Origin of the sequence: Stenotrophomonas sp. LC732 (assembly GCF_052446685.1) — a bacterium.
GTDB lineage: Bacteria > Pseudomonadota > Gammaproteobacteria > Xanthomonadales > Xanthomonadaceae > Stenotrophomonas > Stenotrophomonas muris.
Genome location: NZ_CP199214.1, coordinates 24,662 through 49,477, shown reverse-complemented (window position 1 = coordinate 49,477; position 24,816 = coordinate 24,662). Strand labels below are relative to the sequence as shown.

General features: G+C 64.9%; 26 protein-coding genes. 10 read left to right on the top strand and 16 right to left on the bottom strand.

Annotated features, from left to right (window positions below; genetic code table 11):
- Positions 1 to 290 precede the first annotated feature (290 nt).
- Complete coding sequence (locus ACT6SE_RS00310) at positions 291 to 3,116, top strand: TonB-dependent receptor (RefSeq protein ID WP_046428125.1); 2,826 nt, start codon at positions 291 to 293, stop codon at positions 3,114 to 3,116.
- Between the two features lie 207 nt (positions 3,117 to 3,323).
- On the opposite strand, the gene rarD is transcribed toward ACT6SE_RS00310, so the two are convergent.
- Positions 3,324 to 4,220, bottom strand: coding sequence for an EamA family transporter RarD (gene rarD / locus ACT6SE_RS00305; RefSeq protein WP_014645638.1), 897 nt, complete (start codon positions 4,218 to 4,220; stop codon positions 3,324 to 3,326).
- Positions 4,217 to 5,122 (bottom strand): drug/metabolite exporter YedA, encoded by a 906-nt coding sequence (gene yedA / locus ACT6SE_RS00300; protein ID WP_046428119.1) that lies wholly within the window; start codon positions 5,120 to 5,122, stop codon positions 4,217 to 4,219. Before yedA ends, rarD begins: the two co-directional genes overlap by 4 nt.
- A gap of 223 nt (positions 5,123 to 5,345) precedes the next feature.
- Between yedA and ACT6SE_RS00295 the strand changes: the two genes are divergently transcribed.
- Both ACT6SE_RS00295 and ACT6SE_RS00290 read left to right on the top strand, forming a co-directional pair.
- On the top strand, positions 5,346 to 6,680 hold the full coding sequence (locus tag ACT6SE_RS00295; RefSeq protein ID WP_444811078.1) for an MFS transporter: 1,335 nt from the start codon (positions 5,346 to 5,348) through the stop codon (positions 6,678 to 6,680).
- 67 nt (positions 6,681 to 6,747) lie between these two features.
- Positions 6,748 to 7,044, top strand: coding sequence for a hypothetical protein (locus tag ACT6SE_RS00290; protein ID WP_014645635.1), 297 nt, complete (start codon positions 6,748 to 6,750; stop codon positions 7,042 to 7,044).
- Between the two features lie 205 nt (positions 7,045 to 7,249).
- Here the strand turns inward: ACT6SE_RS00290 and ACT6SE_RS00285 are convergent, their stop codons facing one another.
- From ACT6SE_RS00285 to ACT6SE_RS00270, 4 genes are all read right to left on the bottom strand, one after another.
- Complete coding sequence (locus ACT6SE_RS00285) at positions 7,250 to 8,902, bottom strand: M28 family metallopeptidase (protein ID WP_014645634.1); 1,653 nt, start codon at positions 8,900 to 8,902, stop codon at positions 7,250 to 7,252.
- A 105-nt stretch (positions 8,903 to 9,007) separates the two neighbouring features.
- The gene (locus ACT6SE_RS00280; protein WP_046428116.1) at positions 9,008 to 9,940 is read right to left on the bottom strand and encodes an MBL fold metallo-hydrolase; all 933 of its coding nucleotides are present in this window, start codon (positions 9,938 to 9,940) and stop codon (positions 9,008 to 9,010) included.
- 150 nt (positions 9,941 to 10,090) lie between these two features.
- A complete protein-coding gene (locus ACT6SE_RS00275; RefSeq protein WP_014645632.1) occupies positions 10,091 to 10,387 on the bottom strand; it encodes a hypothetical protein in 297 nt (98 codons plus the stop codon).
- Between the two features lie 205 nt (positions 10,388 to 10,592).
- On the bottom strand, positions 10,593 to 11,888 hold the full coding sequence (locus ACT6SE_RS00270; RefSeq protein ID WP_032956245.1) for a tryptophan--tRNA ligase: 1,296 nt from the start codon (positions 11,886 to 11,888) through the stop codon (positions 10,593 to 10,595).
- A 108-nt stretch (positions 11,889 to 11,996) separates the two neighbouring features.
- On the opposite strand from ACT6SE_RS00270, the gene ACT6SE_RS00265 reads away from it, so the two are divergent.
- Positions 11,997 to 12,803: a hypothetical protein gene (locus tag ACT6SE_RS00265; protein ID WP_046428114.1), complete on the top strand. Its 807-nt coding sequence runs from the start codon at positions 11,997 to 11,999 to the stop codon at positions 12,801 to 12,803.
- 73 nt (positions 12,804 to 12,876) lie between these two features.
- On the opposite strand, the gene ACT6SE_RS00260 is transcribed toward ACT6SE_RS00265, so the two are convergent.
- From ACT6SE_RS00260 to rocF, 3 genes are all read right to left on the bottom strand, one after another.
- Positions 12,877 to 13,098, bottom strand: coding sequence for a CsbD family protein (locus ACT6SE_RS00260; RefSeq protein WP_004153772.1), 222 nt, complete (start codon positions 13,096 to 13,098; stop codon positions 12,877 to 12,879).
- Between the two features lie 203 nt (positions 13,099 to 13,301).
- Positions 13,302 to 13,439, bottom strand: coding sequence for an entericidin A/B family lipoprotein (locus ACT6SE_RS00255; protein WP_014035659.1), 138 nt, complete (start codon positions 13,437 to 13,439; stop codon positions 13,302 to 13,304).
- Positions 13,440 to 13,599: 160 nt separating this feature from the next.
- Positions 13,600 to 14,520: an arginase gene (gene rocF, locus ACT6SE_RS00250; protein WP_032956249.1), complete on the bottom strand. Its 921-nt coding sequence runs from the start codon at positions 14,518 to 14,520 to the stop codon at positions 13,600 to 13,602.
- 274 nt (positions 14,521 to 14,794) lie between these two features.
- Here rocF and ACT6SE_RS00245 point away from each other — a divergent pair, with 274 nt between their 5' ends.
- Complete coding sequence (locus ACT6SE_RS00245; RefSeq protein WP_046428110.1) at positions 14,795 to 15,244, top strand: hypothetical protein; 450 nt, start codon at positions 14,795 to 14,797, stop codon at positions 15,242 to 15,244.
- A gap of 122 nt (positions 15,245 to 15,366) precedes the next feature.
- Here the strand turns inward: ACT6SE_RS00245 and ACT6SE_RS00240 are convergent, their stop codons facing one another.
- Complete coding sequence (locus tag ACT6SE_RS00240) at positions 15,367 to 16,311, bottom strand: ankyrin repeat domain-containing protein (protein ID WP_046428107.1); 945 nt, start codon at positions 16,309 to 16,311, stop codon at positions 15,367 to 15,369.
- Between the two features lie 58 nt (positions 16,312 to 16,369).
- Positions 16,370 to 16,732 (bottom strand): DUF3011 domain-containing protein, encoded by a 363-nt coding sequence (locus tag ACT6SE_RS00235; RefSeq protein ID WP_080342703.1) that lies wholly within the window; start codon positions 16,730 to 16,732, stop codon positions 16,370 to 16,372.
- On the opposite strand from ACT6SE_RS00235, the gene ACT6SE_RS00230 reads away from it, so the two are divergent.
- A complete protein-coding gene (locus tag ACT6SE_RS00230; RefSeq protein WP_141098611.1) occupies positions 16,677 to 17,390 on the top strand; it encodes a DUF5677 domain-containing protein in 714 nt (237 codons plus the stop codon). The two genes, ACT6SE_RS00235 and ACT6SE_RS00230, sit on opposite strands and share 56 nt — an antisense overlap.
- A 105-nt stretch (positions 17,391 to 17,495) precedes the next feature.
- Here the strand turns inward: ACT6SE_RS00230 and ACT6SE_RS00225 are convergent, their stop codons facing one another.
- Positions 17,496 to 17,810: a HigA family addiction module antitoxin gene (locus ACT6SE_RS00225; RefSeq protein WP_046428102.1), complete on the bottom strand. Its 315-nt coding sequence runs from the start codon at positions 17,808 to 17,810 to the stop codon at positions 17,496 to 17,498.
- Positions 17,811 to 17,986: 176 nt separating this feature from the next.
- A complete protein-coding gene (locus ACT6SE_RS00220) occupies positions 17,987 to 18,373 on the bottom strand; it encodes a type II toxin-antitoxin system RelE/ParE family toxin (RefSeq protein ID WP_153643517.1) in 387 nt (128 codons plus the stop codon).
- A 412-nt stretch (positions 18,374 to 18,785) separates the two neighbouring features.
- On the opposite strand from ACT6SE_RS00220, the gene ACT6SE_RS00215 reads away from it, so the two are divergent.
- From ACT6SE_RS00215 to ACT6SE_RS00205, 3 genes are read left to right on the top strand one after another with little or no spacing between them, the layout of a single operon-like run.
- Entirely contained in the window at positions 18,786 to 19,724 is a 939-nt protein-coding gene (locus ACT6SE_RS00215) for a DUF4238 domain-containing protein (protein WP_049405368.1), read from the top strand.
- A 50-nt stretch (positions 19,725 to 19,774) separates the two neighbouring features.
- Positions 19,775 to 19,912, top strand: a complete 138-nt coding sequence (locus ACT6SE_RS00210) for a hypothetical protein (RefSeq protein WP_444811077.1) — start codon at positions 19,775 to 19,777, stop codon at positions 19,910 to 19,912.
- Between the two features lie 15 nt (positions 19,913 to 19,927).
- Positions 19,928 to 20,440, top strand: a complete 513-nt coding sequence (locus ACT6SE_RS00205) for an SOS response-associated peptidase (RefSeq protein ID WP_444811168.1) — start codon at positions 19,928 to 19,930, stop codon at positions 20,438 to 20,440.
- A gap of 18 nt (positions 20,441 to 20,458) precedes the next feature.
- On the opposite strand, the gene ACT6SE_RS00200 is transcribed toward ACT6SE_RS00205, so the two are convergent.
- A complete protein-coding gene (locus ACT6SE_RS00200; protein WP_049405365.1) occupies positions 20,459 to 20,803 on the bottom strand; it encodes a hypothetical protein in 345 nt (114 codons plus the stop codon).
- A gap of 808 nt (positions 20,804 to 21,611) precedes the next feature.
- Between ACT6SE_RS00200 and ACT6SE_RS00195 the strand changes: the two genes are divergently transcribed.
- Entirely contained in the window at positions 21,612 to 21,902 is a 291-nt protein-coding gene (locus ACT6SE_RS00195) for a hypothetical protein (RefSeq protein WP_053461919.1), read from the top strand.
- Between the two features lie 69 nt (positions 21,903 to 21,971).
- On the opposite strand, the gene ACT6SE_RS00190 is transcribed toward ACT6SE_RS00195, so the two are convergent.
- Both ACT6SE_RS00190 and ACT6SE_RS00185 read right to left on the bottom strand, forming a co-directional pair.
- The gene (locus ACT6SE_RS00190; RefSeq protein WP_053461918.1) at positions 21,972 to 22,985 is read right to left on the bottom strand and encodes a phage portal protein; all 1,014 of its coding nucleotides are present in this window, start codon (positions 22,983 to 22,985) and stop codon (positions 21,972 to 21,974) included.
- On the bottom strand, positions 22,985 to 24,742 hold the full coding sequence (locus ACT6SE_RS00185; protein WP_053461917.1) for a terminase ATPase subunit family protein: 1,758 nt from the start codon (positions 24,740 to 24,742) through the stop codon (positions 22,985 to 22,987). The genes ACT6SE_RS00190 and ACT6SE_RS00185 overlap by 1 nt, the downstream gene beginning before the upstream one ends.
- Between the last annotated feature and the right edge of the window lie 74 nt (positions 24,743 to 24,816).

Here is a 24,816-nt window from a genome sequence, read left to right as displayed (position 1 = left end):
GCGCGCCTGCATACAAGCGCGTATTGCGACGCGTTGTCGCAACCACTCAAGCGTGCCAGCTTCGTGCCGCTATCGATGCCTCTGCCCATCGCAAACGCAGCGCGCGTGACGCTGCGCACAGCGCATCTGTGGATTGTTGGTTGCGATTCATTTTCGCGCACGTCCAGCGGCGCCGAGACAAACAGTTACGAATGGAAACATTCTAGAATCGCGCCCCCCACGTTGGTTTGCAGCACCCCACGCGCCCATAGAACGGGCGCTTGTTTTTACTGAAACACGAGATTTCACGGATGTCCCTGAAAACCAATCCGCTGCGCAACGCGATCGTCATCGCGCTGGCCGCCAGCTGCACCACCCCCGCCTTCGCACAGAGCGCCGGCGATACCCCGACCAACCTCGACCGCATCGAAATCACCGGCTCGCGCATCCGCCAGGCCAGTGTCGAAACCGCACAGCCGGTGGTCGCGCTCAACCGCGCCGAGATCGAGAAGAAGGGCTACGTCAACGTCGCTGACATCCTGCAGGACATTCCTGCCGCCGGTGCGCCGAGCATGAGCCGCGCCTCGTCGCTGACCTCCTCGCGCGACTTCGGCGGCATGTACGTCAGCCTGCGCAACCTGGGCCCGGAACGCAGCCTGGTGCTGATCGACGGCCGCCGCATGGGCGTCAGCGCCGGCGGTTACTCCGACCTGGCCTCGATCCCGTCGTCCATCGTCGAGCGCGTGGAAGTGCTGACCGACGGCGCCTCCGCGCTGTACGGCTCCGATGCCATCGCCGGCGTGGTCAACATCATCACCCGCAAGAATTTCGAGGGTGGCGAAGCCAGCGTCTATGTCGGCCAGTACGGCCAGGGTGACGGCCAGAAGCGCGCCTACAGCGCGACCTTCGGCAAGACCTTCGAGCGCGGCTGGTTCAGCGTGGGCGCCGAGCGCACCAAGGAAGATGAGGTGCTGGGCAAGGACCGCGCGTTCAGCCGTTACACCAACGGCCCGCGCCACCCCAACGATGGCCTCAATGGCAACACCCCGTGGGGCTACGTCACCGTCGGTGGCAAGAACCTGACGGTGGGCCCGGGCGGCGACCCGGGCAAGGCCGGCAACTTCCATGCGCCGGACCCGGCTGATGGTGCCAACACCAAGTCGAACATGAGCCTGCTGACAGGCCTGGAACGCACCTCGGTGTTCGCCAACGGTGGCTTCTCGATCACCGACAACCTGCGCATCGTCGCCGACGCGTTGTACAGCAAGCGCGAGTCGACCAAGCACCTGGCCGGTTACCCGTACTCGGTCAGCGCCGCACAGGTCCGCAATGGCAGCCGTGCCGCCCTGTCCAAGGACAGCGCGTTCAACCTGTGGGGCCAGGATGCGCTGTTCGCGCACCGTACCGAGGAACTGCCGCGCGGCACCGAGAACAACCTGGAAACCAAGCGCGCCAGCATTGGTCTGGAAGGCAGCTTCGAAACCGGTTCGCGGTACTGGGACTGGAACGTCAACTACATGTACAACCGCAACGAAGGCGAGCGCATCGGTACCGGCAGCATGTACCAGCCGCACGTCAACCTGGCCGTCGGCCCGTCCTTCATGGACGGCAACGTGGCCCGCTGCGGTGCGCCGGGCGCGGTGATCGCCGGCTGCGTGCCGTGGAACCCGGCCGCCCCGATGGGTTACACCGGACCCGGCTCGCTGAGCAACCAGGACGTGCAGGACTACCTGTTCACCCGCTTCGTCGACAAGATGCAGAGCACCACCAAGGTCGCCAGCGGCAACATCTCCGGCTCGCTGTTCACCCTGCCGGCCGGCGACATCCTGGCCGCGATGGGCTTCGAGCACCGCAGCGAAGAAGCCAGCTACACTCCGGACACGATGGTGCAGAAGGGCGAGATCGCCGGCACCAGCGGCCAGCCGACCCGCGGCAACTACTCGCTCAACGAGGTCTACCTGGAGCTGCAGGTGCCGCTGCTGGCCGACCTGCCGTTCGCCCGCGAACTGTCGCTGGACATGGCCGGCCGCTACTCGGACTACAACAACTTCGGTTCGACCACCAACAGCAAGTTCGGCCTGAAGTGGAAGCCGATCGACAGCCTGCTGGTGCGCGCCACCTACGGCACCGGCTTCCGTGCGCCGACCGTGGATGACCTGTACGGCGGCACCGTCAGCAGCCGCGACTCGTTCACCGATCCGTGCGATACCTCCTTCGGTACCGCCGCCACCAGCCCGACCGTCGCTGCCCGCTGCCAGGCGCTGAAGGTGCCGGCCAACTTCCGCCAGCTCAACAGCGATGGCAGCGTGGCCACCAAGCCCGGCCAGCAGGCCACCACCGATTTCAGCTCGGGTTCCAACCCGGGCCTGAAGCCGGAAACCGCCAAGACCTGGACCGTCGGCCTGGTCTACAGCCCGGACTTCGTGCAGGGCCTGGACGTCAGCCTGGACTGGTGGAAGATCCGCATCGACAACGCCATCGTCGGTGAGTCGGCGACCAACATCCTGGAACAGTGCTACGTGCAGGGTTCGGATGCCGCCTGCGGCCGCTTCACCCGTGGCAGCAACGGCCAGGTCAACTCGCTGGACCGCTCGCTGGTCAACGCGGGCTACCGCGAAACCGCCGGCTATGACATCAACGTGCGCTACCGCCTGCCGGAAACCGCGTTCGGCAAGTTCGCCGTCAACTGGAACACCACCTACACCGACTACCTGGAGCAGCGCAACGACAGCGCCGCCACCACCCCGGTGGAACAGCGTACCGGTTGGGCCGGCGACTTCCGCGTGCGCTCCACCTTCAACCTGGATTGGCAGTACGGCGACCTCGGCATCGGCTGGACCGCGCGCTACTACTCCAGCATGAAGGAGAAGTGCTCGTACATGGATGAGTGCAACATGCCGGGCTTCAACTCGTCGTACACCAGCGCGTCGCCGACCAACAAGGTGGGCTCCAACACCTTCCACGACCTGCAGGTGCGTTACAGCCTGCCGTGGGATGGCACCGTGTCGCTGGGCGTGAACAACGTGTTCAACCACCAGGGTCCGATCATGTACAGCCAGCCGAACAGCAGCTTCACCTACTACGGTGGCTTCGACATCGGCCGCTTCATGTACATGAAGTACCAGCAGCGCTTCTAAGCCTGCAACCGCCTTCCCGCCACGGCCATCCCTCTCTCCTGGCCGTGGACGGAAGCAGAACGGCGCCCCTCGGGGCGCCGTTCTTTTTTTGGTGGAAGCGGGTCGGATCCCTTCGCCCTGCGAAGGGCTCTGACCCCACGCGACGGATAGAACAGGGTCAGAGCCCTCCGCGTTGCGGAGGGATCCGACCCCGCAGCCCCGCCGGCGCTAGCGCTTGGCGCGCATCGTGCGGATGTTGTCGCCGACGAACAGGATCAGGCCGGCCCAGATCGCGGCAAAACCGATCGCCTTGGCGGTATCGAACGCTTCGTGGAAGAAGAACACGCCCAGCAGCAGCTGCAGGCTCGGTGCGATGTACTGCAGGATGCCGACCAGCGACAGCGGAATGCGCTTCACGCCGTAGGCAAAGCCGATCAGCGGTACGGCGGTGACTGCGCCACCGAAGATCAGCAGCAGGTCGTTGCGCCAGCCCCAGCCATGGAAGAACGCACCGCCATGGCCGTTTTCCGCCCAGATCGCGAAGGCCAGCGCCGGCAGGAACAGGTACATGCTTTCCACGCCCAGGCCGGCCACCGGGTCGACCGAGACCAGCTTGCGCAACAGCCCATACAGGCCGAACGAACAAGCCAGGCCGAGCGCGATCCACGGCGGTGTGCCGGCGTCGATGGTCAGCCAGGCCACGCCCACCGCCGCCATCGCCACCGCCACCCATTGCAGGCGGCGCAGGCGTTCCTTCAGCACCAGCACGCCCAGCAGCACGTTCACCAGCGGGTTGATGAAGTAGCCCAGGCTGGTCTCGATGACATGACCGGCGTTGACCGCCCAGATGTACAGGCCCCAGTTGAAGGCGATGGTCAGGCTCGACACCAGCAGGATCGGCAGCGCGCGCGGCTGCGCGGCGATCTTCTGCCACCAGCCCAGGCGCGAGCTGATCAGCAGCCAGCCCAGCACCAGCACGGTGCTCCAGATGATGCGGTGGGCGATGATCTGGAACGAAGGCACCTCGTTGAGCAGGTGCCAGTACACCGGCACCAGGCCCCAGATCACGAAGGTGGACGCGGTGACCAGCAGGCCCCGGCGTTGTTCTTTCTCGTCCATGCTCATCTCTTTCGCGTCCTTGCCATCGTCAGTACCACCACACCCAGGAGAATCACCGCCATCGCCAGCAGGTCGCGCCAGCCGAAGCGTTCACCGTTGAGCAGCGCGCCGAGCAGCACCGCGATCACCGGGTTGACGTACGCATAGCTGCCGGCCAGCGCCGGACGCACGTTCTGCAGCAGCCACACGTAGGCAGTGAACGCGACGATGGAGCCGAACACGCACAGGTACGCCATCGCCAGCAGGCCACCGGTATCGGGCAGCGTGCTCGGGCGCTCGCCGACCGCCAGGCCGATCAGCACCAGCAGCACGCCACCGCAGATCATCTGCCCGGCCGCGGTCATGAACGGGCCCGGCAGGTCCAGCCCGCGTGCCCACACCGAACCGAAGGCCCAGCCGATCGGCGCGATCAGCAGCAGCACCAGCCCGGTCGGCGAGGCGGTCAGGCTGCTGCCGGCATTGAGCCAGACCACACCGAGGAAGCCGATGGCGATGCCCAGCCACTCACCGCGGCTGGCATGCTGCCCGCGCAGCGCCGAGAAGAGCGCCATCCACAGCGGCACCGAGGCCACCGCGGTGGCGGCCAGGCCCGAGGACACCTCACGCTCGGCCAGCACCACCATGCCGTTGCCCAGCACCAGCATGGTCACGCCCATCACCACCAGGTTGCGCCACTGCCGCAGGGTCGGGTTCGGCAGCTTCCAGAACAGACGCAAGGCCAGGAACATCAGGCCGCCGGCAATGATGAAGCGGCTGCCGGAGACCATCGTCAGCGGCAGTGCGCCGCCGTGCAGGGCCTTGGCGATGCCCAGGTAGGTCGAGCCCCAGACCACGTAGACCAGCAGCAGTGCCAGCGCGACAAGGCCACCCCGGGGGGCAGCCGCAGACGAAGAGGGGGGAGCCGACATGACACACCAGGGAGCCGGGGGAAGGCGGATTCTAGGACGTTTTGAGTATGGTCCGGGACCCCATACGGTGGCACGCTGTCATCCATCCATGCACCCTGCTCTGGTCTGCTACCCCGTGTTGACGGTCGATGCAGTACCAAGAGGGCTGCCCGGCCGCGCCGCCCCAAGGCCGGGCGCCGTTTTCCCTGCGCACGGACGCGCCGCATCGAGGATTCCCACCCAGATGAGCACCACGCCCCAACCTGCTGTCCCCGCGAACGACCGCGCCGCCCTGCGGCGGTCGATCTCCAACACCCTCAAAGGCTCCGCCGGCAACCTGGTGGAGTGGTACGACGTCTACGTGTACTCGGTGTTCGCCGTGTACTTCGAATCGCAGTTCTTCTCGCCCGACGACAAGAACTCCACGATGTACGTGTGGGCGATCTTCGCCGCGACCTTCCTGATGCGCCCGATCGGCGCCTGGTTCTTCGGCCGCTTCGCCGACCGCCATGGCCGCCGCCTGGCGCTGACCGTCTCGGTCACGCTGATGGCACTGTGCTCGTTCCTGATCGCCATCACCCCCACCGCCGCCAGCATCGGCATCTGGGCCGCGGTCATCCTGCTGTTCGCACGGCTGCTGCAGGGCTTCGCCACCGGTGGCGAGTACGGCGCCAGCGCCACCTACATGTCCGAAGCCGCCATTCCCGGCCGCCGCGGCTTCCTGTCGTCCTTCCACTACGTCACCCTGGTTGGCGGCCACGTGCTGGCCCAGCTGACCCTGCTGCTGATGCTGACCTTCTGGGGCAAGCCGGAAATCTCCGAGTGGGGCTGGCGCATCGCCTTCGGCATCGGCGGCATCGCCGCGGTGGTGGTGTTCTGGCTGCGCCGTGGCATGGACGAGTCGCTGTCGGAGTCGTCCATCGAGGCCGCGCGCGAGGGCAAGGCGCAGAAGTCCGGCTCGATGTACGAGCTGTTCGTGCACCAGTGGCGACCGCTGCTGCTGTGCTTCCTGATCACCGCCGGCGGCACCGTGGCCTTCTACACCTACTCGGTGAACGGCCCGAAGATGATCCAGAGCGCCTTCGCCGGCAACGATCCGATGACCGGCACCCTGATCAACCTGGGCGTGCTGGCCTTCCTGATGATGCTGCAGCCGGTCGGTGGCTGGCTGTCGGACATCATCGGCCGCAAGACCCTGCTGGTGTTCTTCGGCGTCGGCGGCGTGCTGTACAGCTGGTACCTGATCACCCAGCTGCCGCACCAGCATGACGCCACCCTTGCCTTCCTGACCCTGGCGCTGGCGTTCGTCATCCTCACCGGCTACACCTCCATCAACGCGGTGGTGAAGGCCGAACTGTTCCCCACCCACGTGCGTGCACTGGGCGTGGGCCTGGGCTATGCGCTGGCCAACTCGCTGTTCGGCGGCACCGCCCCGCTGCTGTACCAGGGCGCGCTGAAGACCGGCCACGTCGATTGGTTCGCCCTCTACGTGACTGCCACGATCGCGGTATCGTTGGTGGTCTATGTGTTCTTCCTCACCAACAAGGGCCCGAACTGGCTCGACGGCACCCGCAAGTAAGCGCGTTGCCCTGATCGCGGCCACCGGTGCAATGCCGGTGGCCGCTGCGTCTCCCGCTCCTCCACTGATGTGGATCGCGGTGACGCTGGCCGCAGCCACGGCACTGGCCTGGCTGCTGCGCCGCCCCAGCGCACAGGCCGCATGGCCACGCATCGGCTTCGGGATCGCCCTGCTGCTGTTCTGCGCCGCACTGGCGCTGCAGCTGGCAGTGGACCTGGGCAGCGGCCACAGCTCGCTGCAACTGCGCCTGCATCGCGGCGTCAACGGCGGATCGCTGGTCGGCCTGCGCACGATGGTGGCGTGCTATCTGGCAGCGCTCGCCGCCAGCGGCTGGGGCGCCTGGAAGCTGCTGCGCCGGCGCTGACGAACACCCGGTCGTGCCGGCCGCTGGCCGACACCTCCACATTCTTTCGGTCGTGCCGGCCGCTGGCCGGCAACTCAACATTCCTTTGGTAGTGCCGGCCGCTGGCCGGCAACGCCACCTTCTTTCGGTAGTGCCGGCCGCTGGCCGGCAACCTCATGAACCTCCGGAAAGAGCAGGGAGTTGCCGGCCAGCGGCCGGCGCTACCTCAGCGGCGGGCCGCTTCGCTCTTGTCGCGCGCGCCGCGGAACTCCGATTCCTTTTCCCACGTCGGCCAGCGGCGGCTGTTGGCCAGCTCCGCGCCCAGATCGTACACCAGCAGGGTATCGGCAGCGTGGCCGCTCGGGTCCCAGCGCGGCGTCCAGGCATCGCAGGCCTGGTGGTAGCAATCGGCGAAGTACTTCTCGCGCAGCGCGCGGCCGGCTTCAACCCCACCGTCCAGCTTGTCCAGGCCCGGGCCGATGGTGATTGCCGGCACGCCCAGGCGGGCGAAGGCGAAGTGGTCAGCGCGGTAGAAGAAGCCCGCTTCCAGGTTCGGGTCCGGGCTGTAGCTGCGGCCACGGGCCTTGGCCACGCGTTCCAGGTCGCCTTCCAGCGAGACCCGGCCCTTGCCCCACGACGCGATGTCGCGGGTCGGGCCATCCGGGCTGAACATTTCGATGTTCAGCACCGCGGCGGTCTTGTCCAGCGGCGCCAGCGGGTGCGCGGCGTAGTAGCTGGCGCCCAGCAGGCCCTTCTCTTCGGCGGTCAGCGCCACGAAGTACAGCGTGCGCTGCGGCTGCGGGCCGGCGGCGAACACCCGGCCCAGTTCCAGCACCGTGGCCACGCCGGTGGCGTTGTCGATCGCACCGCGGCGGATGCGGTCCCCCTTGGCGTCGGGCTGGCCGATGCCGAACGCATCCCAGTGCGCAGAGAAGATCACCGCCTCGTCGCCATGCTCGCCACCGGGCAGCTTGGCCACCACGTTGCGGGTCACCACCTGCTCGCGCTTCAGCGCGAAGTCCACGCTCAGCTTGGCGTTGTCCAGTGCCACAGGACGGAAGTCGGCGCGCATCGCCTTGCGCTTCTCGGCATCGAAGTCGAGGCCGGCGTCGGCGAAAATCGCCTCGGCCAGCTCGCGCTGCATCCAGCCACGCAGCGGCGTGTGCTGCGCCATCGCCTCGTCCTGGCCGCGCTCGATGTCGAACAGCGGCGATGTGCCCGAGCTCTTCACCGTGGCCCAGCCGTAGGCGGCCGGCGCGGTCTCGTGCACGATCAGCACGCCTTCGGCACCACGGCGTGCGGCTTCCTCGAACTTGTAGGTCCAGCGGCCGTAGTAGGTCACCGCCTTGCCGTCGAATGCGCCCGGTGCATCGGCTTCGAAATCGGCATCGTTGATCAGTACCACGGCGATCTTGCCGTGCAGGTCCACGTCCTTGTAGTCGTTCCACTGGCGTTCCGGCGCATCGATGCCATAGCCGACGAACACCAGCGGCGCATTCCTGATCTGCACGCGCTTGCGCGGCTGCAGGCTCTGCAGGGTCACGTCCACGCCATTGGCCAGCGCACGCTTGCCCTGCTTCAGCGACAGGCTGGCCTTGGCCGGGCCGTCCAGCTGCGCGCGCACCAACGGGACCGGCTGCACCCAGCTGCCATCCACGCCGCCGGGCTGCAGGCCGTAGCTGCGGAACTGCTCGATCAGGTACTGCACCGTGCGCTCTTCACCCTCGGTGGCCGGCGCGCGGCCCTCGAATTCATCCGACGCCAGAACGCGCACATGGCGCGACAGCGCCTGCGGATCGATGCCGCCACCCGGCAGGTCGTTGGCCGCATGGGCAAGGCCACCGACGAACAGGCAGGACGACAGCAGCAACACGCGCATCGGATTCACGGCAGTACCACGGCTAGCTTGGAAGTCACCAGAGTGTAACGTGGTCGTGACATCACGGCGCGGCTTGGGCCTGCGTCATCCACGCAGGGCGTGGATCTACCTGCTGATGCGATCCAGCCAGCAGGCCAGGCCCTGTGCATTGAGCTCGATATCCATCGCCAGCACGGTGGTCACTGCCGCATCGTCCAGCGCACAGCCATGCAGCTGTGCACGTTCCAGATACAGCGCCTGCAACGCGGCCAACAGGCAACGATGGCGGTCCGGTCGACCGTCGCACTGGCGGCCGATGGCGGCCATCGCATCGATCTGCTCGAACAGGTCGCCGGCCAGTTTCTCCACCTGTTCCACACGACCGTAGTGGGTCAGGTACATCGCCTGCGGGCCGTAGCCCAGCATGCGCTGGATCGAGGCCTTCATCGCCTCCGGGTCGAACTGCACCGGCGAGGAGGTCGGGAAGATGAAAGCGCCCTGCACGCTGTCCAGCTCGCGGTAGGAGATACCGAAGGTATCGCCGGTGAACCAGCTGCGGCTGCGCGCATCCCATACGCAATAGTGGTGCAGCGCGTGACCCGGCGTGTGCAGCAGCACCAGCTCGCGGCCGGCCAGATCGATGCGGTGGCCGTCTTCGGCCACCACCACGCGCGACTCCGGAATCGCCTCGATGCGGCCATAGCTGCGCGCGATCTCGTCGGCGCCATACACCGCCGTGGCACCGGCGATCAGCCGGGTCGGGTCGATCATGTGCGGCGCACCGCGCGGGTGCAGCACCGCCTTTGCGTTGGGCAGCTGCTGCATCAGCAGGCCGGCACCGCCGGCGTGGTCCAGGTGCACGTGCGTGAGCAGCAACCAGTCCACCGCTTCCACGCCCAGGCCGGCATCCGCCAGCGCCTGCAGCATCGCCGGCACCGACAGGCCGGTGCCGCAGTCGACAAACGCGGCGCGGCCGTTTTCAACGATCAGGTAAGCCGCGTCGAAGTCCGGGCGCTGGAAGCCGGTATCGATGGTGTGGATGCTGGGGTCGGCGGTCATCGGCACGCACCTGGCAGGATCGGGAACAGACGCCCATGGTAGGCGCGCAGGCGGCCCGGGTTCGATGCGGCTTTGGTCGGGTAGTGCCGGCCGCTGGCCGGCAAACCTCGGCGCAGCCCGTTGAATGCAGTTGCCGGCCAGCGGCCGGCACTACCGGTCCAGCCAGCGCGGTCGCAGCAGCAACGCCAGCACCAGCACCGCCAGGAACGCGCCGTAGGCGTACAGCACCGCCAGCACCTGCGGCCAGATCGGGCCGGCGCCGGGTTGCACCACGCCGATGCGGTAGCCCCACAGCATCGACACAATGCTCAGCGCGAACGCCAGTACCAGGGTGGTGCCATCGAACAGGCGCCGCCGCGCGCTACGCGGCTGGCGCGGGAACAGCCAGTACAGGCTGCCCAGCAGCAGGAACCAGGGCAGGAACAGCAGCAGCGACAACCAGGCCATCGCAGACTCCATGTCATCGCGCCGGCGGCGCGCGGACATCATGCCATGGGTGCTGTGCCACGGTCGTGCCGGCAGGGGGGCTTCCCTGTAGAGCCGAGCCCATGCTCGGCTGCTTTGCTACCCAGCCGAGCACGGGCTCGGCTCTACAGAGGCGGAGCAAAGTCGAGCATGGCTCGACTCTACAAAGGGCAGGCAGGCCCGGCGATCAGGCCGCTTCGCGCAGCACGGCCAGCGCGGCCAGCACGGCGTCCACCTCGGCGTCCAGCTTGAACAGCTCGCTCTGCAGCTGGTCGCCCTGCTCGGCCTGCTTGATCACGGCAATCAGCTGGCCGGCATCACGCGGCGAATCGAAGCCTTCGCTCTGGATCAGCAGCGTGCCGTCGCCGGCGGTCAGCTTGAAGTAGAACCGGCCGTCCTTCTCGCGGTACTGCTTGAACTGCGGCGGCGCCACGCGGGCCACGCCGGCATCTTCGCTGGCGATGTCGCCCGCCGTGGACAGGTCGCGCAGACCCACGGCGTGGCGCAGTTCTTCCAGCAGCGGTGCCGCCAACTGCTCGCGCAGCTGCTGCCCACGGCGCTTGAGCAGCGCTTCGATCTTCTCCGGCTCGGCCATCAGCGCGTTGTAGCGCTCGCGCAGCGGCGACAGTTCGCTGTCGATGCGCTCGAACAACTGCTGCTTGGCGTCGCCCCAGCTGATGCCGGCAGCGAACGCCTTGGCGAACTCTGCGGTCTGTTCCGGCGTGGCGAACGCCTGGTACATCTGGAACAGCGCCGAGCCTTCGGTGTCCTTCGGCTCACCCGGTGCGCGCGAGTCGGTCAGGATCGAGAACACCAGCTTCTTCAGCTCCTCGCGCGGCACGAACAGCGGAATGGTGTTGTGGTAGCTCTTGCTCATCTTGCGGCCATCCAGGCCGGCCAGCGTCGCCACCTGCTCATCGATCACCACGTCCGGCAGCGGGAAGTACTCCTTGCCGTACACGTGGTTGAAGCGCTGGGCGAAATCGCGCGCCATCTCGATGTGCTGGATCTGGTCACGGCCCACCGGCACCTGGTTGGCCTTGAAGATCAGGATGTCGGCGGCCATCAGCACCGGGTACATGAACAGGCCGGCGCTGACGCCTGCGTCCTCGTCCACGCCTTCCTCGCGGTTCTTGTCCACTGCCGCCTTGTAGGCGTGCGCCCGGTTGAGGATGCCCTTGCTGGCGATGGCGGTCAGGAACCACATCAGCTCGGTGGTCTCGCGGATGTCGCTCTGGCGGTAGAACCACACATGCTCCGGGTCCAGGCCGCAGGCCAGCCAGCTGGCCGCGATCTCCAGGGTCGCGCGCTGGGTGCGCTGCGGGTCCTGCGACTTGATCAGGCTGTGCAGGTCGGCCAGGAAGAAGAAGCTCTCGATCCCCGGCGCGCGGCTGGCGGCGATGGCCGGACGGATGGCGCCAACGTAGTTGCCCAGGTGGGGCGTGCCGGAGGGGGTGATGCCGGTAAGGACTCGGGTCGTCATGACTGCGTGGGGTAACCTTCGATGAACGGGGCCAGTTTACCTTGCACGCCACCAACCCCGTCAGGGCCTGCGGCGCGTTCATTCACCCAACCCCGCTGGAGACGCCCGATGAAACGCCTGCTGCCCCTGCTGCTGATCCTGCCCCTGGCCGGCTTCCGCCCGGCGCCACCTCCGCCACCGGCCTACGAAGGCGGCCCGGTGCGCATGACCCTGGTCGACCGCGACCGTGGCACCGAACTGCGCAGCTACCCCGCCGACGGCCAGCGCTGGGTGGCCGGCGAGCGCGGCCACCGCTACGCCGTGCGCCTGTACAACGACAGCCCGCGCCGGGTGCTGGTGGTGCTGTCGGTGGACGGCGTCAACGCCATCTCCGGCGAGGATGCCGATCCCTCGCAGACCGGCTACGTGCTCAACCCCGGCCAGCGCGCCGACATCACCGGCTGGCGCAAGAGCCAGGACGAAGTGGCGCAGTTCGTGTTCAGCAGCCCCAGCGGCAGCTATGCCAGCCGCACCGGCCGCCCGGACAACATCGGCGTTGTGGGCGTGGCGGTGTTCGAAGAGGCACGTCGCTGGCGCCCTGAGCCGATCCTGCGCCGTGGCCTGCCGCTGCCGGCCCCGGCGGCCGAAGCGGCGGCCGATGCCAGTGCCAGTGCCAATGCCAGCCGCATCGAAGGCTACGCCAGCAAGTCGCAGGCCCCAGCGCTGGGTACCGGCCACGGTGCGCGCGAGCAGTCCTCGGTGCGCGATACCGACTTCGAGCGCGCCAGCCGCAGCCCCGCACAGGTATTGCAGCTGCGCTACGACAGCGCCCGCAACCTGCGTGCGCGCGGCATCCTGGTGGATTCGCCCTCGCGCCTGCCGCGCGAACCGCAGGCTTTCCCCAACCGCTACGTGCCGGACCCGCCGGCGCGCTGATCGTCCCGCGCAGACAACACGACGCCCGCAACCTCACGGTGCGGGCGTCGTGTTGTGGGGGAAACCGAAGCGCTTACTTGTAGTCCGGATAGTCCTTGCTCACCGCGTCCTGGAACTCGCGCACTTCCTTCTCCGCGCGGTCCTTGGCCCAGCCATAACGTTCCTGCAGGCGGCCGGCCAGATACTCGGCATTGCCTTCGGCCACATCGAAATCGTCGTTGGTCAGATCGCCCCACTTGGCCTGGGCCTTGCCCTTCAGCTGCGACCACTTGCCGGAAATGATGTCTTTGTTCATTGCTGGGAGTCCTTGGTTGCAACGGCGTTCTTACCGTGGCTCCAGCTTCGCGCAGCGGCTGTTGAGTACCGGTCAACCGGCAATGAAATACATGCTCACCTGCTTGAATGGTTCACTCCGCTTCGACAGCCACGCGGCAAACAGCGCGCACAAAAAAGGCCGGGAAGATTCCCGGCCTTTTCGCTTTCCAATCCGCGCCGGGCTCACTTGCCCTTGGCGGCGTCCTCAACTTTTTCACCGGCCTTCTGCACGTCCTTGCCGGCACCGGCAACGGTATTGCAACCGGCCAGCAGGGCCACCGAGAACATCGACAACAGCATCAGGGCAACTACGCGCTTCATGGGCTTCTCCTTGGGTTCGCCGCTACACCGCTTCATTCGCGGATGGGGTTCTGTCGCTCGGCGGGAGGGCACACTGCCACCGCCGCCGCGTGAAGTGCAATCTGGCGGCAGCGGCGTGGAGCGGGTGTGAACGGATCGGCGATCCGTTCAGGCCAGGCCCTCAGTCGCGCATCAGGGTGGACTTGCCGAACAGGCTTTCGACCAGGTCCACGGCCAGTTCGGCGGTGGCATTCTGCTTGTCCAGCAAGGGGTTGAGCTCGACGATGTCCAGCGATCCCATGCGCCCGGTGTCGGCGATCATCTCCATCACCAGCTGCGCCTCGCGGTAGTTCACCCCACCCGGCACCGTGGTGCCCACGCCCGGCGCGATGCTCGGGTCGAGGAAGTCCACATCGAAGCTGACATGCAGGTGGGTGTTCTCATCGATGCCGGCCAGCGCCGCCTCCACCGCGCGCTTCATGCCGTTCTCATCGATGTAGCGCATGTCGTACACATCCACCTTGTGGGTCTTGATCAGGCGCTTCTCCTCCGGGTCCACCGAGCGGATGCCGATCTGGTGCATCTGCGCCGGGGTGATCGCCGGTGCGCTGCCGCCCAGGTGGGTCAGCGCCTCCGGGCCGAGGCCGCACAGGCAGGCCACCGGCATGCCGTGGATGTTGCCCGACGGGGTGACATCGCTGGTGTTGAAATCCGAGTGCGCATCCAGCCACAGCACGCGCAGGGTCTTGCCCTGCTCGCGGCACCAGCGCGCGACGGCGGTGATCGAACCGATCCCCAGGCAGTGGTCGCCGCCGAGCATGATGGGCATGCGGCCGGCCTGCAGCTCGGCGTAGCTGGCTTCCATCAGTGCATGGTTCCACGCCACCACTTCATCCAGATGGCGGTAGCCTTCCACCGGCGCGGTCCACGGGTTGCGCGGGCCATCCAGATTGCCCACGTCACGGACGTCCACACCACGTGCTTCCAGCGCCTCCGGCAGGCCCGCCACGCGCAGCGCCTCCGGCCCCAGCCGTGCACCGCGATGGCCCGCACCGACGTCGGTGGGAACGCCAATCAGGGATACGGAGATGGGATGGGCCATGGGTGCCTCCTGCGGTGGGAAAAAAGAAGCACAGTCTAGCCAGAGCTGTGTGACACCACTCGCGGCGGTGCAGCAGGGCAATACCCGGATCGCCGCGAGCACAAAGGCGCCCCCGTCAGGGATTCCAGCGCTGAGCGGTCAGGAACCCGCCCTTCCTTGATCCACTTCACACCCGAGTCGGCATCGCCTCTTACCCACGGCGGTCCTTGTGTCCACCCTGCGTCGGCACCCGGACGGTGCGGCTTCATTTCCTCAACCCTGGAGAACGACGCACATGAAACATGCACTCAATGGATTTGCGGTACTGGCAATTGCCCTGGGCGGACTGTTTCCGGCAGCTGCCAATGCCTCCTCGCAACGCATCACGCATACGGTGACCACCGACGCGTATCCCATGCAGACTGCCAGCGCACGCCAGGTGCTCGACTGGGTGGCGCAGCGGGTAAAGCCGTCGTTCGCCCCGCAGGGCTACGGCAACGTACAGGTGGAACGGCGTGCGTTCTCCGTAGGGCGCGCGTCTGCACGCGCGGATGAATCGATTCCGGGAAAGCTGCCGGAGCAGGGCATTCCCGGTGAGATCTACCGGGTGGAAAACCTGCTTCCCGACGGCTCCCTGCAGACGTGGGAATTCACCTGGGTGGAACCCTCGTCCGGCCATGGCGGCGGCTGGGATGTCACCGGGTACACCTACAAGAAGGGCAATGACCCGGTAAACCAGCAGTAACGGGACGGGGGCAATGTTTGCCGCATTGCCCCTTTAGACTCCCGGCCGACGGCGGTCATGTCGGCCTGCGACGGCTTTTACGGCGGCGGAAAATTGGTGACCGACCGTTTGGCGGGCCGCGCTTAGAGGATCGCCGACGACCACTTTTCAACTCGGAACGGGCGCCTTTTCAACACGTCGATACGCCACTTTCCACTCACGCGTCTGAGTACGAACAAGTGCTCGTAACGCAAGGAACTCGACTTCTGAGGATCGTCGCGTACCAGCACTTCCGCCTTCGAGATCCCAAGCCTCGCAACTGATACCAGTAGGTCATCCGGCACATACCGTCGGGGGCTGCCGACTGAAATTCCAGTCGAGTACACACGTTGGCGGTCGGTGCACCAGGCTGTCAAAATATCCGCTTTCTCCTGCTGGAAGCCGGAGCTTCGCAGAAGGTTGCCACCGGACCGGGAATCCTTGTAGCCACGCGTTTCCCATTCGTAATAGGCCAACAAATAGCCACGCACCACTGAGGCGGGTTCACCTTCGGCGTCTGGTTCGGGCCACTCAAGCGCCGGCGCCTCTATCAACGGCGGCGGCAACTGCGCCCCCGCCAACTTCAAACGCGCCACTACGTCTTCGTGCTTGCGGGCATCAGCCATTGCCAGTGCGTTTGTCTCCTCGAAGTTCAACGGTGCGACGGTAGCTCCGCTATCCAGCAACAGTTCGACCATCGCGAGATGGCCGCCCGAAGACGCCAACATCAGCGGCGTGTACCTCGATTCCGGCGAAGCAGCATCCAGCAATGCACCGCGAGCAATCAGCACACGTCCGATTTCCGTATCGCCTGCGTTGGCAGCCCAACCCAGCGCGGTGTAACCCAGTGCAGTGCAGGCGTGCTGGATGTTGGCGCCACGATCCAGTAACCGCTCCACCGAGTCAGCCTTCCCGGCGATCACAGCCGATAGCAGCGGGGTGCGCCCCGTGCCTTTGTGCTGCCACTCGATATCGGCACCCTCATCCAGCAGCGCGTCGATTCGGGCGAGATCCTGCTTCTCAGCTGCTTTGGCCAGAAGATGGGACATATAGGTGCCACCAGACGGGTGTATGGGCGGTCACCATAAGGCCGCTGGCGCGATGAACTCAACCGCCGCGGCGACGAACCGGCGTCAGGCTCTGCACCTGGCCGTTGTTGCGCATCATGCACAGGAAGCGGCCATCGGGATAATCGATGATCAGTTCCTGGTAATCGCTGCCCACCGGCATCCGGGTCACCAGCGTGCCCTGCGCGCCCTTGCGCATATTGCAGGAGCCCAGCGCGGTATCACCCGCCGGCGCGCTGTACGCCACTTTGGACACATTGCGGAACACCGCCCGGCACCCGCCGTTCACCCATACCGAGTGCCGCGACAGGCCCCAGTTCCCGGCCACCCAGGCGATGGTTGCGGAGATGCGCGCTCCACTTGATGCCCCTGGACGACCGCAATGCGCCCTATTCCTGTCTATCGCAGAGCAGTTTGAGGCGACGGTCCTGCTGGCTCAGGCCGGATTGACTACTCATGCCGGCGTTCATGTCCGCTCTATGTTGGAAGCGCTGGCTGACGTGTACCAGCTTGCTTCCAAGAGCGATCACGTGCGGCGAATGCGCTACGAGCAGGCTCATGGCGAGAAGAAGCTCTACGACCGGATGCTAGCCACCGACCTGCTGGAGCCGCACGACCGGGCGATGCTGGAGGCGCGCTTGGCTGAGTGCTTGACGCGCTATCAGCCTTTGCATGAAGAGTTCCGCAGGGGTAAGCCTTCCCAGGCCGATCACTTCATCGCAGCAGGGCTGCCGGAACTGATTGGGCCATACACGATGCTATGCAGCTTCACCCACAGCGATCTGACTGCGTTGGCGCTCCGGCACCAAGGCGAGCGCGGGATGATCCTTCGCGCGCCCGTAGCATACGACGTGTTGTTCCTCGTCCTCTCGCTCGCCACCTACTCGCTGGTCCATGCTGCACGTGCACTCGAAGCGGTGGTCTACCTACCCGAAGGGAGCTACGACCTTCACATGGCGAGGCTGGAAGCGCTACAGGACGAACTCATGGTTCTCAGGCCCGAATTGCCGGAGGCCGACCAGGCAAACGAAAGCCGCCCGGAGGCGGCTGGTGCACAGTGAAGTGCGGGCAACAGCCGCGCAACAAAAAGCCCCCGCCGTGAGGCAGGGGCTTTGGTCGCTACAGAAGGCAAGGAAGGGTAACCTTCCTTCTACCGAGGTTTGGGCTTATGCCGCCCGAGGGGTGATTTCGTCGATCACATCGGCCAACTCAGCACTGGTCGTCACCAGGTCGTAGTTGGCCTGCAGGTTAAGCCACACCTCGGCCGAGGTGCCAAAGTAGCGCCCAAGGCGCAAAGCGGTATCGGCAGTTACGCCGCGACGCCCTGCGATAATGTCGGAAACGCGGGCCGGGGTAACGTTAATTTCATGGGCCAGAGCGCGGGCGGACATACCCAGCGGGGCTAGAAACTCGACGGACAGGATCTCTCCCGGGTGAATTGCGGGGAGCGCGGTGGCGGTTTTCGCGTTGGCGCGTGTCATGGACTTGATAGTTTCGCCGCACGTTGCGTGCGCGGCGCCTCCTATTTGAGTGTGAATGCTTACGGAATGTTCCAATTGTGTGAAGCTGAAATTCGATTCTTAAATGAGACTCTACGTGATGGACTGAGGGTCTTACTTGGGAGGCCCGCGCCGGTGTTAGCCGGCGCTCCCTCTCCTTAGTGGTAATCGGTGACTTCTACATCGTAGGCGTCACCATCCTTCCATTTGAAACAGATGCGGTACTGGTTGTTGATGCGGATGCTGTGCTGCCCAGCTCGGTCGCCTTTCAGCGCTTCCAATCGGTTGCCGGGCGGTGACTTCAAATCTTGTAACGTCACCGCAGCATTCAGGTACACCAGTTTGATCTGAATCTGCCTCTCGATACCTGCCAGAGGTTTGACCTTCTTACCGCTGGCTATTCGTTCGGTATCCTTACTTCCATACGTTTTTATCACCGGCGCCTCCTTTACTCGTAGCGACAGGCGTATCGTATACCGATACACGGTACACTGCAACCCCCCCCCTCTGGACAGAAAAAACACACCTCCCAGGCAGATGCTCATTGACGTGGACCAGCAGCCCTTAAGCTGCGGCGCCCAGGTCGAAGGGGTTGAAGCGGATCACCTCATCGCCCAGCCATTCGTTAAGCGCGGTCAGCCGCGTCTGCAGGGGTGACAGTTCCATTGCAGTCCACACGGTCGCCGCCTCGCGGATCGAGCCCCGGTAATTTTCCCGGTAGACGTAAAAAGGCCAGCGCCCCGCGCTGGCCTTTTCTATTGAAACCCCTATTTTCAAGGCGTTTCGGCGCTTCCCATGTGGTGCCGCTTATCCGAATCGAACGGATGACCTACTGTTTACAAGATAGTTGGATTTAGCTGTAAGATCAGCGAGATAGATCGATATATTTTCCCAGCGACCTTGCGTGAAACCACTCAGTCTGCTGGCCTCACTACCTTTTTTTACCGGCGGCAGTCCGTGAGTTCCAAGAGCGTCGAAGTCCAGAGGAAGCACCACTTCGTGTGGTCATGGCACCTTTCACGCTGGGCCCAAAACGGGAGGGACGTCCACTACACGACACCGACTGGCAAGATCGGTTTTGACAGCGTCAGAGGTCTTGCTCGGGAGATCGACTTCTACCGCGCCTCCATCCTCACTCCGTTCCAAGTCGAGATCCTAAGGGTGTCCATCGACGCCATTCCCTCTGGCGCGTCAAGGGAGTTTCTCCACTCGATGCTCCAGAAGTGGCTTTCCATCCAGCGCGGTCTGGAGACTTCGGTAATACCAGAGCTAGCCGATGAATTTAGGCAGGTGAGAGATGCCTTGGAGTGCAACTTCATGGAGACGCTGCACACCGCACATGAGCTAGAAGCCAGGAAGGCGATGGATGCGCTGTTGCAGGACGACACGTCTTTGCTATCTGATACCACGCGGCTGTTGCCGCTTTGCATGTACGTGGGCCAGGCGACCATGCGGACCAAGCACATGCGGGACAGCGTTGCCAAGGTCAGATCGGAGGCGATACAAGAGCCGACCAACAAGGCCTTGGCCGGAGCGTGGTGGTTCCTGAGTTTCGTTTACGGTGCGGCGTTTGGGCAGAGCCTGTATCGGTCACTTGACTCTTCGCGCATTTCCCTGCTGGCTACAACCCCTGAGGCACCTTTCATAATTTCCGACCAGCCGATAGTCAACATGCAACCGGATGTGGCCGCATCGCTTGATATGGTTATGCCACTGTCTCCGCTTCGCGCTATCGCCATATGTGATTCGGACCGATTTTACCCAGGCCTTCACTTCCTAGAGTGCGATGCGGTTGACGCGATTAATCGCCTGCAGACCGAGCGCTCTACGATGATCTTCGCTTCGTCTGAGGAGCAACTGCGTAGGTACTCCACGCCTGCACTTAGTAGCCGGTAGGCGCTGCCGGCTTCACGCCGTGTCATGGCGTGTGGCGATACGGTCTGGAGATGTGCGGTCGATTCGTCCAACTCCCCGTCGTCGACTTCGGCCTGCGATCGCTGGTCGACCTCGCGCCGGCGTTGGCCGAGATCCCGTCGAGCTACAACCTGGCGCCCACGCAACGGGCGTCGGTCATCCTCGATTGAGGAACGGGCAGGCAGCTGTCACGGCTCGCGTGGGGCCTGTTGCCGTTCTGGGCCAAGGCCAAGAGCCTGCAGGGCTCCACCATCAACGCCCGCATCGAGACGGTGGCCACCAAGAACAGCTTCCGGGCAGCGTTCAAGAAGCGCAGGTGCCTGGTGCCAATGGCGGGCTACTACGAGTGGTCGATCAGCGACGTGGACGGCAAGAAAGATCCTTGGTTCATCCACGCCGACGGTCCACTTTGGGCTGCAGGTCTGTGGGAGGACACCAGCCCGCTGCTGCCTGACGGCAACCTGGGCACCTTCACCATCATCACCGGCGACAGCAGCGGGGTGTCGGCCGATATCCACGACCGGATGCCTGTCTGGATCGACCCTGGCCAGCTCGACGCGTGGCTCACGGCTGAGCCGGAGGAAGCGATGGCAATGCTGCTGGCTTCCGAGCCGCCCGCTATGCAGGCTTACCGCGTGAGCCGGGCTGTGAACACCCCACGCAACAACACCGAGCAGCTCCTGCAGCCCGTAGCCTGAGCGTATGCCGGCAGGCGTCTACCCCTCCCAGCCGAAGGGCGGCTCGATGTGCAGCTTCTTCAACCTGTTCGCCCGCACCGCCTCTCGATAGGCCTCGATCTTCGCCACATCCTCGCGCAGGCGGGTCTCGTGCCTGGTCACCCACATCTCAGCGCCGGCGCGGCCCTGCTCGTAACTGCTACACCGGCGGGACGGCCCGCCCGGACCATGCCGGTGCCGGTCGAGACTGGCAATCCAGATCCCATCGTTCACCCGTTTTATCAGTACGACCACCCACACGCCGCTGCAAGCGATGACCGTGGGGGCATCGTCTGGGAGGCTGGCAGAGCGCGTCGTCCAGTAGAAGTCGGGGGGCAGCGGCATGGCCGGCAGGATACGGCTGGGCGTCGCAAACGCTGCGACAAGGGCGCGGGCTGCAGGCGTGAGCGAATGCGGCGGCAGTGGTGTTGATCGCTGCAATCGGCCTTTAATTGCAAAAAATTACTCGGCCACCGGGAAGAGGCAATTTCTGCAATCAAGCCCAAGGATCGATGAATAATCCATATATTTCAATAATTTAAGTAACTATATCAACAGTAATAATAAGGCAACCCTAGGGCAATCAGATTGCTTTTTTCCCGGCAACGGTGACGGCAAATTTTTCCCTTAGAAATCAACTACATTGCATTCTAGGGGTGCTGAAATTGCTCAATATTCCCCCATCCTGCAATCGAACTAATCCATGAGAATCAAACACTTACGGGCTTGTTTCCGAGGCCATTGCTGGAATTGCCTGTTTCCGGACACCCCCCGTCCCCCTAAGTGGACCGTTCGCACTGAGCCGGCACCACGGGCACGCAGAACTCCCCCTTTCGCGCAGGGAACCGCAGGGCCGTGCGGTGGCTACAACCCGCGGAGAACGCCTTACAGGGCCTAGCTTGGGCCTCCCTGCAGGCAGCGCAGAAAAAGCACCCTATGAAGTGCGCAGGCGTGGCGGGGAGACGAGTGCGCGCGTCGAGGTACAGACCGCAGAAACGTACGCGCGCGCCCTGTTGGGTATGGTTTGGTCCGACGCTCGGGCGTCGGGCTCGCACGGCACACGCGGAGCCAGGGAGGCCGGCATCAAGTTGGCGCGCCAGTTGCCGATAACTGCCGAAGGGGGGCCTCATCAACTCAGATTGGAGAACGCTTCATGCTGCAAGGCTTGTCGGAAGGTTTCGCGTTGGGCACCTGGACCATCGTCGGCGCGGCAATCGGCCCCTTGGTGGTTGCCGCTGGGTTCGGCTTCCGTAAGGTCGTCGCCTACTTCAACGGCGTTCCCACGCCCGAGCGCCCGTTCATGGCGTGGTGCATCCTGAGTGCTGTCCTGTTCGCCATTGCGGGGTCGATGTGGCAGGCGAAGGCTGGTCCGTTCGCCGAGTGTCGGGCGGCCGGCGGCACCAATGCGCAGTGCCTCATCCTGCCGCAGAGCAACAGGGCGTAAACGGAAAAGGCCGCCCGTTGGGGCGGCCTTTATCTCGGTGTGGGGTGGCCAACTGGCCGCCCTGTGGAATCACGTTGTGGCTGGGGCCAGCTCGAACGGCTCGAAGCGAATCACCTCCTGGCCCAGCCACTCATTGATCGCGGTCATGCGCGTCTGCAGAGGGGCGAGTTCCATTGCCGCCCACACCGCCGCTGCGTCCCGGATGGAGCCAAAGCCGCCGCTGTTCTGCGGGACGATACCGAGCAGTTGCGGCGGCACCCGCAGCGCAGCCAGCATGTCATCACGGGTCACGCTCTTGATGCCGGTGAATTCGTCCCGGGCCGCGACCTCGCTGACCGGAATCACCTGCAGCCCGTCCTTCTTCCCGCTGGGCGAGTGCACGAACAGGTTCTTGAAGTTGCCCGGCCCGCGCGATTGCCGCAGTGCATCGCGCAGCGCATCCACATCCGCGCCATCCGCCTGGGCGTCGGTCAGGTAGAGGATGTAACCGGCGTGGGAGCCGTTGTTGTAATACTTCCGCCGGAACAGCGTGGCCGATTCGTTGAGCAGCGCGGCCTGCACGGCCGGCATCCATTCCGGCAGGCCGTAGATTTCCTGATCGGCATCGGCCTCCCGCAGCTGGAACACCTCACCGGCGGGAAACTCATGCTCTACCCGTCCGGCGCGCACCTGAAAGAACTCACCGGGCTGCACGCCACGACGCACGTACTGCGCCAGCGGCACGGCCAGGCTGTGTGCCGCACCAGACATGGCGCGGCGCCGCTCGACATACCCCATGCCGAAGGTGGTGTAATCCAGCGCCAGCTGCGAGAACGCGTCGCGGCTCAGCAGCCGGTGCGGCCGGAACGTGCGCACCAGCATGTTGCGTTTGAACGTCAGGCCACTGTGCAGGTACGGGTTGGAGCGCGTGGTGCGCGACAGCCCTTGCAGATCCACCGGCGGCTCGAAGTAGCGGCCATTTCGCCAGCATTCGAGGTAGTCAAGGAAGCCACGCGATTCCAGTACCGGGCTGGCCTCGCCAAAGGTGAACGCCTCGATACTCGCCGGCGGCGCGCTGGGTGCGCCGTGGTCAGTGTCGGTCATCAGAAAATCTCCATGGTGCCGCGCGCAGCCTGTCCGCCTTCCAGCGGTTCATTCTGCAGCGCGTGCATGAGGGCCCAGGCCAAGTCGGCATGGCCAGTGGTACGCGAGCGCCCGGCGGTGTAGGTCACCTGACGCCCGCTCGGGGTGATGGTTTTCTGGATCGCCAGCAGCGACTGCGTGAGGTCGGTCCAGCCGGCGTCGTACTCCAGCCGTTCGTCATTGATTACGTCGTAGGCTTTCAGCACCAGCCGCGTTTTCACCTCGGGCGAGTAGTTGAAGACGGTCACGCCGGGGAAGAACTGGCGCACCAGCTGTGCAACGCCGGTGCCCATGCCGGTCGCGTCCACGCCGATGTAGGTCACCCAATAGCGCTTGGTGATCTGCTCGATGAACGCGGCCTGGTCTTTGAACTCCATGCCCTTGAACTGGTGCCGTTCCAGCACGCGGAACTTGCCCCCGGGCACCAGCGGCGGGGCCACCACCACAATGCCCGCGCTGTCGCCGGTCTCGGCCGGGTCGTAGCCGATCCACACAGCGCGGTCGCCGTAGGGCCGGACGGCAAACGGCTTGTAGTCGTCCGCCCACTCGACCCAGCTATCGACCTGGCAGGGCTGCAGCATGGTTAGCGGGAACACGCTGGCGCTGTCATCCACGAACTCGCACATCAGCAGATTGGCGAATTCCTCGGCGCTGTAGTCGCGGCGTAGTTCCTCGATGTCGAACAGGTCACAGCCACGGCCGGCCGCATCAAGAACGGTCACGATCTGGCGCCAGATCGCGTCCTCGCAACGCCGGCCACCCATCAGGCGCGCGTGGCTCACATCCAGCTGGATCTGCTGGGACACCGAGCGTCCCTTGTTGAAGCGCTCGCCGGTCCAGAAGTCGAAGGCTTCATGCGCCATGGTGGACGGCGTGCTGAAGTAGGTCTTGCGCCACTTCTTGTGCATCGCCATGCCGCTGGCGACCTTGTTCAGCTGGTTGAAACCGTAGGTCCAGAAGAACTCGTCAAAGTAGAAATTGCCGTGGTAGCCCTGTGCGGTGCGGGCGTTGGTGCCCAGGAAGAACAGCTCGGCGCCATTGGCCAGGGTGATCGGGTCGCCGGTCAGGTCACGGTCCAGCACCTCACGCACGAACCCGCGCATGTAGCCGAGGAAGATGTGCGCCTGGCTCTTGGATGCGCTCAGGAAAATCTGATTGCGGCCGGTGGTCAGCGCGTCGATCAGCGCCTCGCGGGCGAAGTAGTAGGTGGCACCGATCTGACGCGACTTCAGGATGATGCGCGTGCGTTCGTTGCCCGCCCGGTACCAATCGCGCTGGTAGTCGAAACAGCCATCCACGAACGCCGTCTGCAGGCGCTCGATCTCTTCCTCGCTGAACTCGTTCTTGCGCGCCTTCTTCTTGGGCGCTGCGTTGCGGTTGGCCACTGCCGGATTGAGGTCGGCCTCGTTGCCACCTCCCTGGTACCGTTGAATGCGCGCCTGCCGTTCCAGCTGGCGGTGCAGCAGATCAATCTCCTTGAAGTCACCGCCGGTCTTGCCCTCCTTGTGGATCAGGATGGCCAGGCGTGCCTCCAATGCGCCGCCGATGCGCTCGACGGTGTCTGCACGGTCCCAATCGTCTCGCGCCTTCCAGCTGTGGACCGTCTTTTCCTTTTCGCCGATCAGAGAGGCGATATCGCACACGCGCCAGCCCATCCAGTACAGGAACTTGGCTTGGCGTCGTGGATCGACGTGGAGTTTTTCGGCTACGCTGGTCACGTGAACAGGTTGCCCGCCGCCACGCGCGCGCGACACGAAAAACCCACGTAGAACAGCGGCTTACAAACTGACCG

Bases quoted from the DNA above. Each gene is read 5' to 3' on its own strand.
- ACT6SE_RS00245 (WP_046428110.1), top strand. From the start codon at position 14,795: ATGAAACATGCACTCAATGGATTTGCGGTACTGGCAATTGCCCTGGGC.
- ACT6SE_RS00230 (WP_141098611.1), top strand. From the start codon at position 16,677: ATGCGCGCTCCACTTGATGCCCCTGGACGACCGCAATGCGCCCTATTC.
- rocF (WP_032956249.1), bottom strand. From the start codon at position 14,520: ATGGCCCATCCCATCTCCGTATCCCTGATTGGCGTTCCCACCGACGTC.
- ACT6SE_RS00210 (WP_444811077.1), top strand. From the start codon at position 19,775: ATGTGCGGTCGATTCGTCCAACTCCCCGTCGTCGACTTCGGCCTGCGA.
- ACT6SE_RS00295 (WP_444811078.1), top strand. From the start codon at position 5,346: ATGAGCACCACGCCCCAACCTGCTGTCCCCGCGAACGACCGCGCCGCC.
- ACT6SE_RS00240 (WP_046428107.1), bottom strand. From the start codon at position 16,311: ATGTCCCATCTTCTGGCCAAAGCAGCTGAGAAGCAGGATCTCGCCCGA.
- ACT6SE_RS00255 (WP_014035659.1), bottom strand. From the start codon at position 13,439: ATGAAGCGCGTAGTTGCCCTGATGCTGTTGTCGATGTTCTCGGTGGCC.
- ACT6SE_RS00220 (WP_153643517.1), bottom strand. From the start codon at position 18,373: ATGAGCATCTGCCTGGGAGGTGTGTTTTTTCTGTCCAGAGGGGGGGGG.
- ACT6SE_RS00195 (WP_053461919.1), top strand. From the start codon at position 21,612: ATGCTGCAAGGCTTGTCGGAAGGTTTCGCGTTGGGCACCTGGACCATC.
- ACT6SE_RS00310 (WP_046428125.1), top strand. From the start codon at position 291: ATGTCCCTGAAAACCAATCCGCTGCGCAACGCGATCGTCATCGCGCTG.
- ACT6SE_RS00225 (WP_046428102.1), bottom strand. From the start codon at position 17,810: ATGACACGCGCCAACGCGAAAACCGCCACCGCGCTCCCCGCAATTCAC.
- ACT6SE_RS00270 (WP_032956245.1), bottom strand. From the start codon at position 11,888: ATGACGACCCGAGTCCTTACCGGCATCACCCCCTCCGGCACGCCCCAC.
- ACT6SE_RS00260 (WP_004153772.1), bottom strand. From the start codon at position 13,098: ATGAACAAAGACATCATTTCCGGCAAGTGGTCGCAGCTGAAGGGCAAG.
- ACT6SE_RS00285 (WP_014645634.1), bottom strand. From the start codon at position 8,902: ATGCGCGTGTTGCTGCTGTCGTCCTGCCTGTTCGTCGGTGGCCTTGCC.
- ACT6SE_RS00275 (WP_014645632.1), bottom strand. From the start codon at position 10,387: ATGGCCTGGTTGTCGCTGCTGCTGTTCCTGCCCTGGTTCCTGCTGCTG.
- ACT6SE_RS00290 (WP_014645635.1), top strand. From the start codon at position 6,748: ATGTGGATCGCGGTGACGCTGGCCGCAGCCACGGCACTGGCCTGGCTG.
- ACT6SE_RS00265 (WP_046428114.1), top strand. From the start codon at position 11,997: ATGAAACGCCTGCTGCCCCTGCTGCTGATCCTGCCCCTGGCCGGCTTC.
- ACT6SE_RS00200 (WP_049405365.1), bottom strand. From the start codon at position 20,803: ATGCCGCTGCCCCCCGACTTCTACTGGACGACGCGCTCTGCCAGCCTC.
- ACT6SE_RS00280 (WP_046428116.1), bottom strand. From the start codon at position 9,940: ATGACCGCCGACCCCAGCATCCACACCATCGATACCGGCTTCCAGCGC.
- yedA (WP_046428119.1), bottom strand. From the start codon at position 5,122: ATGTCGGCTCCCCCCTCTTCGTCTGCGGCTGCCCCCCGGGGTGGCCTT.
- ACT6SE_RS00190 (WP_053461918.1), bottom strand. From the start codon at position 22,985: ATGACCGACACTGACCACGGCGCACCCAGCGCGCCGCCGGCGAGTATC.
- rarD (WP_014645638.1), bottom strand. From the start codon at position 4,220: ATGAGCATGGACGAGAAAGAACAACGCCGGGGCCTGCTGGTCACCGCG.